15 protein-coding genes are annotated in these 16,512 nt (G+C 58.5%); 10 read left to right on the top strand and 5 right to left on the bottom strand.

The window, feature by feature from the left end:
* Positions 1–13: 13 nt before the first annotated feature.
* Both HRR99_RS17365 and HRR99_RS17370 read right to left on the bottom strand, forming a co-directional pair.
* Positions 14–2,092: an acetate--CoA ligase family protein gene (locus tag HRR99_RS17365; protein WP_233124001.1), complete on the bottom strand. Its 2,079-nt coding sequence runs from the start codon at positions 2,090–2,092 to the stop codon at positions 14–16.
* Positions 2,093–2,105: 13 nt separating this feature from the next.
* Positions 2,106–3,275: an acyl-CoA dehydrogenase family protein gene (locus HRR99_RS17370; protein ID WP_111841843.1), complete on the bottom strand. Its 1,170-nt coding sequence runs from the start codon at positions 3,273–3,275 to the stop codon at positions 2,106–2,108.
* 228 nt (positions 3,276–3,503) lie between these two features.
* Here HRR99_RS17370 and gcvA point away from each other — a divergent pair, with 228 nt between their 5' ends.
* The gene (gene gcvA / locus HRR99_RS17375; protein ID WP_233124005.1) at positions 3,504–4,400 is read left to right on the top strand and encodes a transcriptional regulator GcvA; all 897 of its coding nucleotides are present in this window, start codon (positions 3,504–3,506) and stop codon (positions 4,398–4,400) included.
* 77 nt (positions 4,401–4,477) lie between these two features.
* Here gcvA and HRR99_RS17380 read toward each other — a convergent pair whose 3' ends face one another.
* Entirely contained in the window at positions 4,478–5,701 is a 1,224-nt protein-coding gene (locus HRR99_RS17380) for an ABC transporter substrate-binding protein (RefSeq protein WP_233124007.1), read from the bottom strand.
* Between the two features lie 286 nt (positions 5,702–5,987).
* Between HRR99_RS17380 and HRR99_RS17385 the strand changes: the two genes are divergently transcribed.
* The 7 genes from HRR99_RS17385 to HRR99_RS17415 all read left to right on the top strand — a co-directional run bounded on the left by HRR99_RS17385 (position 5,988) and on the right by HRR99_RS17415 (position 12,429).
* On the top strand, positions 5,988–6,749 hold the full coding sequence (locus HRR99_RS17385; RefSeq protein WP_233124009.1) for an ABC transporter ATP-binding protein: 762 nt from the start codon (positions 5,988–5,990) through the stop codon (positions 6,747–6,749).
* Entirely contained in the window at positions 6,742–7,452 is a 711-nt protein-coding gene (locus HRR99_RS17390; RefSeq protein ID WP_233124010.1) for an ABC transporter ATP-binding protein, read from the top strand. The genes HRR99_RS17385 and HRR99_RS17390 overlap by 8 nt, the downstream gene beginning before the upstream one ends.
* A gap of 2 nt (positions 7,453–7,454) precedes the next feature.
* A complete protein-coding gene (locus HRR99_RS17395; protein WP_233124012.1) occupies positions 7,455–8,345 on the top strand; it encodes a branched-chain amino acid ABC transporter permease in 891 nt (296 codons plus the stop codon).
* A complete protein-coding gene (locus HRR99_RS17400; protein WP_422387338.1) occupies positions 8,342–9,325 on the top strand; it encodes a branched-chain amino acid ABC transporter permease in 984 nt (327 codons plus the stop codon). The genes HRR99_RS17395 and HRR99_RS17400 overlap by 4 nt, the downstream gene beginning before the upstream one ends.
* Positions 9,326–9,345: 20 nt before the next feature.
* Positions 9,346–10,416: an alcohol dehydrogenase gene (locus HRR99_RS17405; RefSeq protein WP_233124014.1), complete on the top strand. Its 1,071-nt coding sequence runs from the start codon at positions 9,346–9,348 to the stop codon at positions 10,414–10,416.
* Between the two features lie 26 nt (positions 10,417–10,442).
* On the top strand, positions 10,443–11,672 hold the full coding sequence (locus HRR99_RS17410; RefSeq protein ID WP_233124016.1) for an ABC transporter substrate-binding protein: 1,230 nt from the start codon (positions 10,443–10,445) through the stop codon (positions 11,670–11,672).
* Positions 11,673–11,865: 193 nt separating this feature from the next.
* Complete coding sequence (locus HRR99_RS17415) at positions 11,866–12,429, top strand: hypothetical protein (RefSeq protein WP_111841806.1); 564 nt, start codon at positions 11,866–11,868, stop codon at positions 12,427–12,429.
* Positions 12,430–12,452: 23 nt separating this feature from the next.
* Here the strand turns inward: HRR99_RS17415 and HRR99_RS17420 are convergent, their stop codons facing one another.
* Together HRR99_RS17420 and HRR99_RS17425 are read right to left on the bottom strand one after the other, a co-directional pair.
* Positions 12,453–13,163, bottom strand: a complete 711-nt coding sequence (locus HRR99_RS17420) for a response regulator transcription factor (protein WP_233124018.1) — start codon at positions 13,161–13,163, stop codon at positions 12,453–12,455.
* Complete coding sequence (locus HRR99_RS17425; protein ID WP_233124020.1) at positions 13,160–14,788, bottom strand: sensor histidine kinase; 1,629 nt, start codon at positions 14,786–14,788, stop codon at positions 13,160–13,162. Before HRR99_RS17425 ends, HRR99_RS17420 begins: the two co-directional genes overlap by 4 nt.
* A gap of 229 nt (positions 14,789–15,017) precedes the next feature.
* Between HRR99_RS17425 and HRR99_RS17430 the strand changes: the two genes are divergently transcribed.
* Positions 15,018–15,194: a hypothetical protein gene (locus HRR99_RS17430; RefSeq protein ID WP_233124021.1), complete on the top strand. Its 177-nt coding sequence runs from the start codon at positions 15,018–15,020 to the stop codon at positions 15,192–15,194.
* Between the two features lie 35 nt (positions 15,195–15,229).
* Complete coding sequence (gene rsgA / locus HRR99_RS17435) at positions 15,230–16,270, top strand: ribosome small subunit-dependent GTPase A (protein WP_233124023.1); 1,041 nt, start codon at positions 15,230–15,232, stop codon at positions 16,268–16,270.
* Positions 16,271–16,512: the final 242 nt, after the last annotated feature.

Below are 16,512 nucleotides of genomic sequence, written 5' to 3' on the forward strand. Positions count from 1 at the left end.
CCTTATTGTCTTCTTAAATATCCGATGCCTGCATCAGCGCATCCACGGCCACCACGCCCTGTCCCTCGGGAAGCACCAGGAACGGATTGACCTCGGCCTCCTGTATCGCCAGATCCGGACGCACAGCAAGCGAGGACAGGGCGACGATGGAGGCGGCCAGCGCCTCCAGATCGCCGCGCGGCTTGCCTCTGAACCCCCTGAGGGCTGCGAAGGCCTTGACCTCATCGATCATCTCGCGAGCCGTTTCGATTGTCACAGGCGCGAGCCTGACGGCGCGGTCCTGATAGATTTCCGTCATCACGCCGCCTGCGGCCACCATGATGATCGGCCCTACCTCTTGATCGATACGATAACCCACCAGCGCCTCGCCAACGCCCTTGACCATGGCCTGTACGAGAATATCGGCACCCTGGGCTTCCGGCACATGGGCGCTGACATTTTTGCCGATATCCAGGGCTGCCTTTTCAAGGCCGGAACGGTCGGAAATGCCCAGAACCACGCCGCCGACATCCGTCTTGTGCAGAACATGCGATGACAGCACCTTGGCAACCACCGGATAGGCAAAAGGCAATTCACCGGAGAGCTTGCCTTGCGGCAGCACATGAATGGGTGCGTGTTGGACACCAAGGGCTTCGAGAACGCCATAGGCCTCGCGCTCATCAAGGTTACGCCCTGTGTCGGAACGGCTGACTTTCGGGGCTGCGCCACCATCCGGGCGCCTGCGCCGGAATGCCGCCGCCACGACATCGGCGCAGGCTTCGGGCGACCGGAAAACCGGTATGCCCTTCTCGGACAGAAGCCCCAATGCCTCAGGAGCATCGGGAACGAGGAAGACGGCGAGCGGCACGTCCTTGCCGGCGACGTCAAAAATCGGTTTTACCGCGAGATCGGGGTGGTTGCGGGCCGATGAGCCGACGACGGCAATCACCAGATCGAACTGCTTCGAATCCACCATGGTCGAAAGGGCGGCTTTCATGACCTCCGGCTTGACGCCAGCAAGGGTCAGGTCAACGATACGACCGCGTTCCACCTCGACACCTGATGCTTTGAATGTATCAAAGGTCGAGGCCACGGGCTCCTCGACCGTGATGCCACGGACACCGAGCTGATCGACAACCATGGCCGCACCGCCGCCCGTGGTGGTCACCACGCCGACCTTTGCGGTATAGCCATGCGTCTGCGTTTTCGTTCGTGACAAGAGTGGCAATGCGCCGAGAAGGCCTTCGAGCGTATCGACGCGGGCAATGCCGCAATCGCGCAGGAAGGCATCGGCCACGGCATCTTCACCGGCCAGAGCGCCGGTATGCGATAGCGCCAGTTCGGCGGCCTGCTGCGAGCGTCCGAGTTTCAGCGCGACGATGGGTTTGTCATGGCGATGCGCCAGTTCCGCAAAGCGTCTGAGATGATCGGCATTGCGCAGGCTTTCGAGGAACAGCAGGTATCCGCCGACCGTGGGGTCCTCAAGTACGGCCTCGCAAAGCTCGCCCAGCGACAGATCGATCTCGTTGCCGACGGAGACCAGACCGGCAAAGCCGATGCCCAGCGATTTGCCGCGCGACAGGAGAGCACCGATCATGCTGCCGCTATGGGAGGCGACGAAGATATTGCCCCTCGGCAAGCCTTCTTCGGCAAAGGCGGCGTTTGCCGTCATCACCGTCTTGCGGTGAACATTGACCATGCCGAGGCTGGATGGGCCGATAAGACGCAACCCCGATTGTTTCGCAGCCGCCAGCATGCGCTCGGTGCGCTCCTGCCCGGCACTGCCGCCCTCGGAAAAGCCGTTGGCGAGAACGGTTGCCACCTTTACGCCCTTTGCCGCGCATTCGGCCACCGCATCCACGGCAGCATCCGCACCCGTCAGAATGAAGGCGTGATCGACCACCTCGGGAAGATCGTCGAGGGAGGCCCAGGCCTTCTCGCCGAGAACCGAGGTTCTGCGGGGGTTGATTGGATAAAGATTGCCCGCAAAACCCGCGCGCCTGAGATAGGAGAGCGGGCGTCCCGCCGTTTTCGTGGCATCATCGGAGGCCCCGATGATTGCGATGCTGCGGGGTGCGAAAAAGGCGGAATGGAACGCGCTGTCAACAGGCATTACGGGTCGACCTTCATTCTGCGGCGTTCGGAACACGCGGGGCGCGCTGTTCGAAACGGCGATCAAATACATGTTCCGCAATGCGGTTCTTGAGAACTTCGATGGAGCCACCGGCAATCATCCAGCCCCGCGTTCTGCGCATGCAATATTCCGCCAGCGCCTCGGTGCTGTAGCCAAGCCCACCCATGATCTGGATCGCCTCGTTGGCAGCATCGAAACCGGCCTGGTTGCAGGCAAGCTTTGCAAGAGCCGTATCGGCAGCACTCGGTAATTCTCCCTCGCCGACCGATGCGCTACGATAGAGCAGAAGCTGCGCAGATTCGAGCTTCAGCAGCAAGTCGGCAAATTTCCACTGCAAGCCCTGGAATTCGCAGAGCGGACGACCGAATTGCTTGCGCACCAGCGCATGTTCGCGAGCGAGGTTAAAGGCATAGCGCCCCAGAGCCAGCGAACGGGCAGCATTGCCCAGGCGCTCGACGTTGAAACCGGAGATCTGCTTCTTGAAACCGCCGGGGCCGAGCAGGATATTGGCTGCCGGAATACGGCAATTGTCGAAATGCAGTTCAGACCATTCTTCGCCGCTCATGAAAGCCGATGGCTTGCTGACGGTAAAGCCCGGAGCGTTGCGTTCGACCAGAACCGAACCGATGCCTCCGGCACCGGGGCCAAAGCGCACATAGATGAGGTAGAGAGACGCATCCGGGCTGTGGGTCGAAAACACCTTGGAGCCGTTGACGATAACCTCATCGCCTTCGATACGCGCCGACGTCTTGAGTTCGGTGACCGCAGAACCGGCATCGGGTTCGGACATGCCAAGGCTGATGACTTTTCGTCCACCGATGAGGTCGGCCAGAAAACGCTCTTTCTGATCGGCACTGGCATATTCGACGAATGTTCTGATGGGGCCGAAATTACCTGCCTGCACCACATCGGCGCTGCGAGGGCACACGGCTGCGACCTGCTCAATGGCGATGATCGCATCGAGCAACGTACCGCCCTGCCCGCCGTCTTCTTCAGAAAACGCGATGCCCAGAAGTCCTTGCTCAGCCATCAACTTCGCGACATCGAAGGGGAAACCCGGTGTATGTGCGCGTTCGAGGGCACCCGCTGCCAGATGCTGTTCGGCAAAACGGCGAACCGAATCCGCAAACATTTTTTGCTCTTCGCTCAGGGCAAAATCCATGATCAATGCTCTCTCTTTAGACCGACATTGGCACCCTCTCGTGCCGCTGTCAGGATTTGGCCGAAAACCTCAAGCCTTCGCAACGTACTAGGCATCGGGACGCCATGAGTTTTCCGCTCAACAGAACCGCATGCCGGTGCTTAACAACGGATCGATTGCTCGATATGACTCCTCGCAACGCTTGTATGGCTGCCTTGTGGCGCAGGCGTTTTTGCATGGAGGAAGCAAATGGCAGTGACCGGGATGCCCCCGTTGAACCCGCTTTACGTTTTCGAGGTTGCGGCCCGGCATGGCGGCTTTGGCAAGGCGGCACAGGAACTCAACGTCACCCAATCCGCCGTCAGCCGCCAGATTTCGGTGCTGGAAAGCTATCTGGGTGTCAGGCTGTTTCACCGCGAACGCACCGGCTCGAAACTCACCGAAGCGGGAGAAGAATTTGCAGCCGAGATCGCGGAGCCCTTCGCAAAACTCGCAGCAGCATCTCACCGCCTTGTCGAGCGCAAGCCGAATTCGCCGCTGAAACTGCGCGCCTACGCGACATTCGCCAGCCGCTGGCTCATTCCGCGCCTGTCGAATTTCCACAAACGCTATCCGAAAATACAGATCACCGTCAGCAATACGGTCAAGCCCGTCGATTTTTCACGCGAGACGGTGGAAATCGCCATTCAGGTGGGCAACGGCAACTGGCCGGGCATGAACGCCATTCACCTGTTTGACGATGTGATTCAGCCCGTAGCAAGTCCTGCGCTTTTGAAGCGCACACCATTGAATACCCCTGCCGATTTGCTGAAACATGCGCGGCTTCATTCCTATTACCGCAGGCGTGATTGGGCAGACTGGTTTGCCGCTGCCGGTGTCGATTTGCCGGATGATCGCGGCACGGTTTTCGAATCCTCGAACCTAACCTATCAGGCGGCCATCGAGGGCCTCGGCGTGGCGATTGGGCAGAAGGCGCTTCTGGGCGAGGAGTTGGCATCCGGCAAACTGGTGGCGCTGTTCGACAGCGTCAAGCGGCCGCTGGCCTATTATCTGGTGTGGCCGATGGATCGCCCCGAATCCAGAAAGCTGCAATCCTTCCGCGACTGGCTTCTGGAAGAAACGAAAAACGACCCGGCACTTCGTTAGCGTTTGTCAGGGAAAAGTGGAAACCGGTTTTCCCGAAAAGACAAACGACAAAAAAGAAGCGCCGGGTCCGTGGCTTATCATTTTGCAGGAATTGAGCACCCGCCATCTGCCTGCGAACGGAAGGCTTTGTCAGCCGGAACCGTTTCCAGAAGCTTGTAGAAATCCCAGTCGTATTTCGACTCTTCCGGGGTTTTTACCTGAAAGAGATACATGTCGCGCATCACACGTCCATCGGTGCGGATGGTCGCATTTTTCGTATAGAAATCGTTGATCGGAATGTCCCGCATCTTGGCGACGGTGGATTTGGCCTCGTCGCTGCCATTGGCATCGATGGACTTCAGATAATGCGTCACCGCACCATAGACCGCGGCCTGCAAACTGCCGGGCGCCTTGCCGCCGGAGCGTTCCATGAAGCGCTTGCTCCATTTTCGCGTGTCGTCGTTCATGTCCCAATAGAAACTATCGGCAAGGATCAGGTCCTTTGCGCTGGCCAGTCCGAGCGATTTGATATCGGGAAGGTTGACGAGAAGCGCCGCCAGGCTTTGACCGGCTTGGGTGATGCCGAATTCCTGCGCCTGCTTGACGGTGTTGACCATGTCGGCACCGGCATTGGCGATGCCGATGACCTGCGCGCCGGACCCCTGGGCCTGAAGCAGGTAGGACGACATATCCGTGCTGTTCAACGGCGCGCGCACGGCACCCAGCACTTCACCGCCATTGGCCTTGATGACCTGGGTCGCCGCACCTTCGAGCGTATGGCCAAAGCTGTAATCCGCCGTCAGGAAGTACCAGCTTTTCAGGCCGCGCCGCACCGTGGCACCGGCCACGACATTGGCATAGGCGTAATTGTCATAGGCCCAATGGACGCCAACCGGCGAACAGGCTTTCCCGGTCAAATCCGGCGTGCCCGGACCTGTCGCCAGAAACACCTTGTTCTTCGCCTTGGAAATTTCCTGCACCGACAAGGCGACGGCTGAGGAAACGACTTCAGTGATGGCATCGACCTTTTCGGTATCATACCATTTGTTCGCGACGGCGCTGCCGACATCGGCCTTGTTCTGGTGATCGGCCTGAACGATTTCGATCGGCACGCCCTGAACCTTGCCGCCAAAATCCTCGGCTGCCATTTTCGCCGCCAGCACGGCGCCAGCGCCGACATTATCAGCATAGGGACCAGACATATCGGTGAGAACACCGATCTTCACCACGCCGTCTGAAATATCGGCGGCAGAGGCTGATGGTGCGGCAAGCAGCGCTCCCAGCACGCTTGCAGCCGCGCAGGCTATATTCTTATTTTTCATGGATACCTCCCCAGCAAGACGACCAATCTCTATAAAGTGCGTCTGATGTAGCTTGCCCTCTTCGCGCGAACGCACAACAGACAAAAACTCATGGGCTGCTGCTCAATTCGAATGTCGGTTGCTAGTGAGCAAGCACGCGAAGCGTCGCACCAAAACGGAATGACCCTGTGCGTTATAGGCTCTTGCGGAAAGTACGTCCCCGCTGACAATGCGTGGTGCATGGATCACATATCCTGCCACTGATACGGAAATGCCTTCTTGTGCGGAAGGGATCGGGAGGAAGCACATGACCAACGAGGACGCCATTCTGGCGGCCAAAGACCTGTGCATCGAATTCAACGGCTTCAAAGCCGTGAACGGTGCATCCTTCAACGTGAGGCGTGGGCATATCCATGCGCTCATCGGCCCGAACGGCGCAGGAAAGACCACCTGCTTCAACCTGTTGACCCGCTTTCTGACGCCGACATCCGGCTCCATCCATTTCAATGGCCAGAACATCACACGCCTTGCGCCGGACGAGATTGCCCGTCGCGGTATGGTGCGCTCCTTCCAGATCTCGGCGGTATTTGGTGATATGACCGTGCTGGAAAACGTACGGGTTGCGCTGCAAAGGCGCAAACATGGCGCGTCCTTCGATTTCTGGCGCAGCGAACGCTCCCTGACTTCGCTGGATGAAGAGGCCGAGAGCCTGGTGGAGTCGGTCGGCCTAAGCCCCTACATCAATTCACGCGCTGCCGAGCTGTCCTATGGCCGCAAACGCGCGCTGGAAGTGGCCACGACACTGGCGCTTGATCCCGAAATGTTGCTGCTCGATGAACCCATGGCCGGCATGGGCCACGAAGATGTCGAACGCACCGCTGCCCTTATCCGCGAGATCGCCAAGACACGCACAGTCCTGATGGTCGAGCATAACCTCAAGGTCGTGGCGGAGCTGTCCGACCGGATCACCGTGCTGGCCAGAGGCCAGGTATTGGCCGAGGGCGATTACGCCACCGTTTCAGCCGATCCGAAGGTCATCGAAGCCTATATTGGAGCCTCCCATGACTGACGTAATGCGAAGCACCGCCGCCATCTCGGTCGAAGGGCTTCAGGCCTGGTATGGCGAGAGCCATATTCTCCACGGCATCGATATGCATGTGAACAAGGGCGAAGTCGTTACCCTGCTGGGGCGCAACGGCGCCGGAAAGACCACGACGCTGCGATCGATCATGGGTCTTTTGGGCAAGCGCACCGGTTCGGTCAGCATTCAGGGCCAGCAGACCATCGGTCTGCCAGCGCGTCGCATCGCCCGCCTCGGCATCGGCTACGTTCCCGAAGAGCGCGGCATTTTCTCCGAGCTTTCCGTCGAAGAAAACCTGTTGCTGCCGCCGAAACTCAAAGATGGCGGCTTCTCGCTGGAGCAGATCTTCACACTGTTCCCGAACCTGAAATCCCGGCTGCAAAGTCAGGGCACCAAGCTTTCCGGTGGTGAGCAGCAAATGCTGGCCATGGCCCGCGTGCTACGCACCGGTGCAGATTTTTTGCTGCTGGACGAACCGACGGAAGGGCTTGCCCCCGTCATCGTTCAGCAGATCGAGGCCGTGCTTCGCATGCTCAAGGAAAGCGGCTTCACCATCATCCTCGTCGAGCAGAACCTGCGCTTTGCCGCCTCGCTGGCTGATCGCCATTACGTTGTCGAACAGGGCAAGGTCGTGGCCGAAGCGGATGGCAGCGAAAACATCGACACTCTTCAACACTATCTCGGGGTTTGACCATGGCGACAATCTTCGGCGTGCCTCTCGTCGCACTCATGGGGCAACTTCTTCTGGGCCTGATCAACGGCGCATTCTACGCGATCTTGAGTCTCGGCCTTGCGATCATCTTCGGCCTTTTGCGCATCGTGAACTTTGCGCACGGCGCGCTCTACATGATGGGCGCGTTCGTGGCATGGATGCTGTCGAACTATCTCGGCCTCGGTTACTGGTGGGCGCTCATTCTGGCACCCGTTACCGTCGGTCTTTTCGGCATTCTGCTGGAGCGGCTGCTTCTGTCACGGATTTCCTCGCTCGACCACGTCTATGGCCTGCTTCTGACCTTCGGCGTTGCGCTCATCGTGCAGGGCCTGTTCATGAACGGCTATGGTTCATCCGGCATGAGCTATGCCACACCTGCGGCGCTGACCGGCGGCTTCAATCTCGGTTTCATGTTCCTGCCGATCTATCGCGCATGGGTCATCGTCGCGTCTATCGTCGTCTGCCTTGCGGCATGGTTCGTGATCGAGAAGACCAAGCTCGGCTCTTATCTGCGGGCCGCCACTGAAAATCCCGGCCTCGTCGGCGCCTTCGGCGTCAACGTACCCCTGATGATCACGATCACCTATGGCGTTGGCGTCGGTCTGGCGGCCTTTGCGGGTGTGCTGGCAGCGCCGATCTATTCGGTCAGCCCCACAATGGGCGTCGATCTGATCATCGTCGTCTTTGCCGTGGTGGTCATCGGCGGCATGGGGTCGATCCTTGGTGCCGTCATCACCGGCTTCGGCCTTGGCCTCATCGAAGGTCTGACGAAGGTCTTCTACCCGGAGGCGTCTTCGACGGTCATCTTCATCATCATGGCCATCGTCCTTCTCATCAAACCCAATGGCCTGTTCGGAAAGGGTATCGCATGAGTGGCACCGCTCCCATGTCTGTAGCGATGGGCACGCGACCTGTCGCCCGTCATTCGAAGAAATCCTATATCGCGGCCTTTGCCGTCATTGCGGTCCTTCTGGCAATCGCGCCCTTCGTCGCTTATCCGGTCTTCGTGATGAAGGTTTTGTGCTTTGCGCTGTTTGCACTGGCTTTCAACCTGCTCTTCGGTTTTGGCGGAATGCTGTCCTTCGGCCACGCGGCCTATTTCGGCATGGCCAGTTATGTGTCTGCCTATACGGCGAAGTACTGGGGCCTGACGCCTGAGCTTTCCATTATCTCCGGTATAGCAGTCGCCGCCATTCTGGGCCTGATCATCGGTGGATTGGCCATACGCAGCAAGGGCATCTATTTCTCGATGGTCACGCTGGCCTTTGCACAGATGATCTATTTCTTCTCGCTTCAGGCACCCTCTTTCACGGGTGGGGAAGACGGCATTCAGACGGTGCCGCGTCGCGCCTTGTTCGGCCTGATCGACATCTCCAGCGACAGGTCCATCTATGTCCTGGTCTGCGCAATATTCCTTATGGGCCTTTTCATCATCTACCGCACCATCCATTCCCCCTTCGGGCAGGTGCTGAAATGCATTCGCGAGAATGAGAACCGTGCGCTGTCTCTCGGCTATAACGTGCCCCGCTACAAGCTTCTCGTTTTCGTCCTGTCGGCCTCTCTGGCAGGCATGGCAGGCGCGACCAAGGCACTCGTGTTCCAACTCGCCTCTCTGACCGACGTTCACTGGGCCATGTCCGGCGAGGTCGTGCTGATGGCCATCCTTGGCGGCATTGGCACCATCTTCGGGCCGATCCTCGGCGCCTCCGTGATCGTCGGCATGCAGAACTACCTCGCATCCATGGGGGCATGGGTCATGGTCATTCAGGGCTGCGTGTTCGTGGTCTGCGTGCTTGTCTTCCGCGAAGGCATACTCGGGCTCGTCGCCCGCCTTGCGAAAATCAAGCTTTAGCCGAGGGGGGGTGATCTCAGATGGACAATTACACACTGACCGAATTCGGACAGCCTCTGGTCATGCGCTGCGAGCCGGAACTGGCGCCGCGCGGCACTGAAGTCCTCATCGAAGTGTCCTGCTGCGGGGTCTGCCAGACAGACCTCAGCATCAAGAAGGGTTATTACGACCTCGGCGGCGGCAAGAAAATGGTCATGCGCGACCGTGGCATGGTCCCGCCCATCGTGCTGGGTCACGAAATTTCCGGGCGGCTGGTGGCGCTTGGACCGGACGCGGCCATTTCCGAAGACCAGATCGGTCGTACCTTCGTGGTCTATCCCTGGATCGGCTGCGGCCAATGCGTGATGTGCAAGGAAGGAGACGAAAACCTTTGCCTCGCGCCACAATTTCTCGGTCTGCAAAGGCCCGGCGGGCATGCTGAACGCATCATCGTTCCCCATGCCAGGTATCTTGTCGATATCGGCAATGTCGACCCGGCCCTTGCAGCGACCTATGCCTGTTCGGGCCTGACCAGCTACGGCGCCCTCAGCAAGCTGGCTCCACAGGCGCATAAGGCACCGCTGCTGCTCATCGGCGGCGGCGGGCTCGGACAGAGCGCGCTCAACATCGCAAAGGCCCTCGGCTACAAAAGCGTGGTTGTCGGCGATGTCGATCGCATCAAGCGCGAAATAGCCGTGGCGGCAGGTGCGACGAAGGCCATCGACCCGTCATCCTGTGATGACGAGGACTTTGCCGGGCAATTCGCAAGCGTCATCGATTTCGTCGGCAATACGGCGACCTATGAGTTCGGCTTGAAGGCACTCCGGCGCGGCGGTCGCTATGTCATCGTCGGACTTTCCGGCGGAGAAGTCACCCAGGCATTGCCGCCGATCTCGCTGCGCCCGATCTCGATCATCGGATCGCTGACCGGCAGTCTGGACGATCTTCGCGCGTTGCTGAACCTGGCGAAGACCGGAAAACTAAAACCCATGGACATCGAACGCCAGCCGCGCAGCGCAACCAATGACGCGCTTGACCGGGTTCGCGATGGAAAGGTCCGTGGTCGTCTCGTGCTCGTTTCACAAAAGAGCGACGCCTACGACCGGGAATAAAAGCTTCAACGGAGGAGGAGGACAACATGATCAAGAGAAGACAATTGCTGGGCGGGGTAGCAGCCGCGTCCGTATTAAGCATGACCGGCATCGGTCGCGCCCAGGATAATAAGACGATCCGAATAGGCGTGCTGCTTGATCTTTCCGGGCCATACCGCGATACCGGCGGTGAAACGGCTGTTGCCTGCGCACGGCAGGCGGTGAAGGATTCCGGCATTCTGGAGCGCGGTTTCAACGTCGAGGTGCTGGTCGCCGACCACCAGCAGAAGACGGATGTGGGCGTAGGCATCGTCCGCAAGTGGATCGATCAGGACGGCGTCGATGCCGTGACAGAAATCAACAACAGCGCCATCGCCCTGGGTGCAGTCGATGTCATCAAGGCCAAGGACAAGGTGTTTCTGGCCAGCGGCCCGGCCAGTGCCGACTTTACCGGGAAGGCATGCAGCCCGAACACCGTACATTGGGCGCTAGACACCTATTGCCGCGCAAAATCTACCGGCGGCGCCATTCTCAAGAACGGCGGCGACAGCTGGTATTTCGTGACGGCGAACTATGCCTTCGGTCAGTCGCTTCAGGCCATGGCAACCGACGTGATCACGCCTGGCGGCGGCAAGGTTCTCGGCTCATCGGTCTATCCGTTCCCGGGCACTACGGACTTCTCGTCCTTCCTGCTAACGGCAACATCCACCAACCCGAAAGTCATCGCCTTTGCCAATACGGCGGGCGATCTCATCAGCAGTGTCAAATCCGTCAAGGAATTCGGCCTCGACCAGAGCATCACCATCGCGGCGCTCGCCGGCTTCATCACCGAAGTCCATGCGCTGGGGCTGGAGGCCGCACAAGGCCTGATGCTGACGGAAACATTCTACTGGGACCGCAATGACCGCACCCGCGCCTTCACCGATAAGATCAAGAAGGAAACACCGAAAAACTATCCCAACAGCGAACATGCGGCCACCTATGCCAGCGTCTTCCACTATCTCAAGGCTGTCGCTGAGATGGGTGCCGCCGAAGCCAAGGCATCGGGACGCAATACGGTTCGCGCCATGAAGAAAATGCCAACCGACGATGATTGCTTCGGCAAGGGCAGAATTCGCGAAGACGGTCGCGCACTTATCCCGACCTATCTCCTTCAGGCGAAAGCGCCAAGCGAGAGCAAAGGCGAATGGGACCTCTTCAAGATCATCGCCGAAACACCTGCGGAAGAGGCGTTTAGGCCGCTGGATCAGAACGTGTGCTCGACGTCCGACATGTGAAACAATGGCCGCTCAGCGTATCGCTGGGCGGTCGACCTGCACTTCACGTGCCAACCTCAGTTTCCATATGAACATCGCCCTGAAACTGTAATCTTCCGTCCATCATCTGTTCATGAAGCAGCCACGCCTGCTTCAGACGGGACATCCATATTCCTGTTGTCGCTCAAAACGAGCAATCAAACAGGAGACACATATGCGCTGGATAGCCAAGGCGACTGCCGTAACAGGAACCGTTCTGCTTATGACCGCCGGTGGCGTGAATGCCGTCGAAATTCACAATGGGTCCATCAGCGAGGCCGAAGTCCTCAAAACACAAAAGGCCTGGGGCGAAGCCCTCGTCGCGATTTCGCGTGAGTATGAAGACAAGGGCGCAAAGCCTGCCCGTGACATGGCAGCGAAGGTGATCGATGCGGCCTATGGCTACCAGCTGGGCCCGGTCCTCTTCAAACCGACGTTGACGCAGGAGCCGCAGACCTTCCGAACAGACCGCGAGGGCGCTCTGGCTTACTTCGTGGGTCAAAACCCGAAATACCCTGCCGATACCGGCTTTGCCCTGAAGGGATGGCGTGAGGTGGACGTCAAGAATGCTGCCATTCTTCTGGATGGGGAATACGCGACCACGCTCGGCAAGGTATCGTTCACCGACAAGGACGGTAAAGTAACGACTGTCGACAAGTCATGGACGTTCAAAAAGGATGATGAGGGGACGATCCGCATCGTCCAGCACCATTCCTCACTGCCTTATGCGGTCAAATAAATCTTGGCTGTCGCAGGCATCGACTACTGGTTCTGTTCGAGACGATAGCCAATGCCCCTGACAGTCGTGATGCAGGAGCGCCCCTCCGAAGACCTGTCGATCTTTGCGCGCAATCGGCGCACATAGACATCGACCACATTGGTCAGAGGGTCTTCGCCTGCGCCCCAGATATTGGCCAAAATCCGCTCCCGGCTGAGAACACGGCCGGGAGCCGACATGAAGAGTTCCAAGAGCGCAAGCTCCTTAGCAGTCAACGAAATTTCATCGCCTTCAACGGTGACCCGCATGGACTCCCGGTCCAGTTCCAGTCCACCAACGCACAACGTCTTAGGCCCGAGCGGACGCAGATCGACCGGGCGGCGCATCAGCGCCTCGATGCGCGCCAGCAATTCTTCAAACGAGAATGGCTTGACCAGATAATCGTCAGCACCCATGCGCAATCCCGAGATGCGATCATTGACCGAGCCAAGGGCTGTCAGCATCAGGATCGGAGCCGATATCCCGCTGGCACGGAGCGTCTGGCAGACATCGGAACCGTTGATGATCGGCAGCATGACATCGAGCAGAATGGCACCGTTTGCACCACTAGACCGCCATTCCTGCCATAGTTCATGGGCGCGCTCGATGCCGGTCGGGCCATCACGTGCAACGGTGACGCCATAGCCTTCCGCACGCAATCCGCGTTCCAGAAAATCAGCCACTCTCGGATCATCTTCTATGATGAGTATGTTCACTCTGTCGCCTCCACGGTGGCTTCGACGAAGGCACCGTTTTTGAGCAATGGCAATCGAAGCGTCGCCGTCGTTCCCTTGCCACTATCGCTGGAAAGAGTGATTGTTCCATCATGCGCAGAGACCAGATGCCTGGCGATGGACAGCCCAAGGCCGGTGCCCTCGGGACGATGAAGCCTTGCATTGTCACCGCGGAAATTGCGTTCGAAGACGTGGTTCAGCGCATCGGGTTCGATGCCGATCCCGTTGTCGTGCACGACCAGTTCCCATGTGTTTTCGACCACATGGGACACGATTTTCACTTGACCGTTTTGAGGCGAATAACGGATGGCGTTATCGAGCAAAATCGCGATGACCTGTCGCAAGCGGAACGCATCACCAGCCACGACCGTCTCTGCATCTTCAATATCGGTCACGATTGCAACGCTTCGCTGATTGGCCAGGGCGGCGGCACTCAACAAAGCCTCTTCAAGCGGACCGGCAATATCGATCGGCTCCCTGTTGAGCGCCAAAGTCTCGTCTTCGCCGCGCGACATCATCAAGAGATCATCGATCAGGCTTCCCATCTGGCTTGCCGCCTGGCCAATGCGCTCCAGCGATGCGCGATAATCATCATCCGCCTTCTGTCCGCGCAGCGCGATCTCCGCTTCACCCCGAATTGCAGTGGTAGGCGTGCGCAATTCGTGGCTGATATCGGCCAACAAGCTGCGTCTGCGTCCCTCGGAAGCGCGCAATCGCGATAGGGCATTTTCAAGAGCAGATGTCCGCTCCTTGACCTGTTGTTCAAGGATGATCCGCTGGTTGGCTTCCTCGTGCCTCCTCAGCAAAAGCTCCGACGCCATGCGATTGATGCTGGTGGCGAACCGGCCAAATTCGTCGGTGGTCGTCACAGGGATGCGATGTTCGAGTTGACCGGCTTCATAGGCTTTCGCCCCTTCGGACATTTGTTGCAGAGGGCGGCGGATGGCGTTGGCGATCGCATATGCCAATCCCATGCCGATGACAGCGATGATGAACGTCATCCCCGCAAGGACACGATTGAGTTGCAAAAGGGCGGCATCCGCGTTTGCCCGCGTGATAACGAGTTGCGATCGTTCCTTGGCGATGATGTCGTTGAGGACTTCGCGAAGGTCTCGCCCGGCTCCCTGATCGAAAATCGTTTCTATGGAGGCCCATGCGGTTCGCACATCATCTGCTCCGGTATGGGACCTGATCTGTTCGATGGCCGGTTTGAGCGCGATCACGCTGCCTGAGATAAGCCGCAAGGCCTCGTCGCGCGCGTCATCATCAGCATCAGGCCCGGCAGCGAGATGATCCATCTCCCGCGTTTTCTGGCTGATACGTTGAAGCTGTTCGATCGTCGTGGCCATGTGAGCGCGGAGCATTTCACCATCGCCAGGCGCATGATCTGCGCCAATCAGAGCGCGCAGAGACCACGCACGCAGCCGCTGCTTGGTCGCGGAAAGTTCCAGCAGTCCAGACAGAAGATCACCCGCATAGCGACCGCGAATAACCTGCTGCTCCGCCACTGTTGCGATGTGACGATTGAGCAGTCCTTGGGACACAATCAGGATGGCGAGGACCGCAAAGGCTCCAACCAGCCGTATCGTGAAGTCGAAGCGCTTCATTGTCACCACCTGTCATCCCCGCTTCCGGTCGCCGATCTCATCCACGTCCAAAGGGCCGCAAGACCAATCCCAACAACCTATATGGCAGAATTTATGGCATTTATCGGCTGCACCCACATGCGCGTTCGTCTTTTGTGCAAACACCTGATAGAGAAATAGCCTGCTGAATGTGACGGGTCGGACATCATCTTCAGATGTTGGAAACTCAGGACCGAAACTGGAGACGATTATGGGTTGGAAAACGCCGAAATTCGAATACGTGAACGGCTACAAGATCGTCGAGATCGATGGACCTGCCTTTACCGTTTACGATGGTGCCCGTCAGATTGGCGATGAATTCCCCTACTCCGGCGAAGCTGCTGCCTATGCAAACTCTTTGCCGAAACGCGGTTCTCAGCAAAACTAGGGGGAAGGCTGCGAAATCGCGGGCAACCTCTGTCAATGAATGCGAAGTCAAACTTGACCAATTCACGTCTTCACTCAGCCCTGGAATTGCTTGGTTGGTCCGACTTTTTTTCGGATCAGATCAACGCGGACGAAGCTGACCTTCTGCCCCGGCGCATCTCGTCGGTTCACCGGGCGCGTATAGAAGCAATAGCGGATACAGGGCCCGTCAAACTGGAACTGCCAGCCAATGCCAACGTCGCTGACTTCGCGGTGGGCGATTGGGTGCTTGCCGATCCAGGGTCCGACATGTTTGTCAGGCGCCTCGACAGAAAAACCGTGTTTCAGAGACGCACCGAGCTTGGTCATGGCCAGCAACTGGTTGCAGCCAACATCGATACGCTTTTTATCGTCACATCCTGCAATGCCGATTTCAACACAGACCGCTTAGAACGTTACCTGATCATGGCCAACGAGGCCGGAACGACACCCGTGATCGTGTTGACGAAGGCCGACACTGCTGATGACGTTGGCCTGTTTCAGACGCAAGCCGAGGCTTTGCAACGCGACCTGCCCGTCGTTGCCTTGAACGGGCGCTCTGCCGACGCGCACTCTCGCTTGAGTGCATGGTGCGGCGTTGGCCAGACGATCGCCCTGGTGGGGTCCTCCGGTGTCGGAAAGTCTACACTCGTCAACACCCTAACGGGACCGACATCCGACACACAGCAAAAAACCGGGACCATTCGCGAGCACGACGCGCAAGGCCGCCATACCACGACCGCGCGATCGCTGCACTCCATTGCGGGTGGTGGCTGGGTTATCGATACGCCCGGCATAAGAACGCTCGTCGTCAGCGATGTCACCGACGGGATCGACACGGTTTTTGCAGACATAACCGAACTGGCACCCCTTTGCCGATTTCGCGATTGTACCCACGCGCATGAACCGGGCTGCGCAGTTCAGGCCGCTGTCAAAAGCGGCGCTTTGGCCGCTGACCGCGTTGAACGCTGGCGAAACCTGACGTCAGAAAACCGTGATAAGACACCTGTCTTCAGCGGTCCGCGCGGCAACAAGATCGCTCGAAAAAAGAAATATTGAACGGTTACACGCCTTCGAACCGCCATTGCACGCTTTGTACGATCAGAGCCTCTAGCAACTGACGTGGCGCAGCGGCCAATCACAAAATTTCCTTACGCATGAAAAAACCCGTCGGCTCGGTCGTCTCTGCTTCGTGGCACATCCAGAAGTTCGGCGAGGACACGCATGATGACGGCAGGACACTTTTTAGAAACAACCCGATATGTGTTCTTGTCTTCGGGAACCCGTAACCGTGCTTCCTC

Origin of the sequence: Agrobacterium vaccinii (assembly GCF_021310995.1) — a bacterium.
GTDB classification, from domain to species: domain Bacteria; phylum Pseudomonadota; class Alphaproteobacteria; order Rhizobiales; family Rhizobiaceae; genus Agrobacterium; species Agrobacterium vaccinii.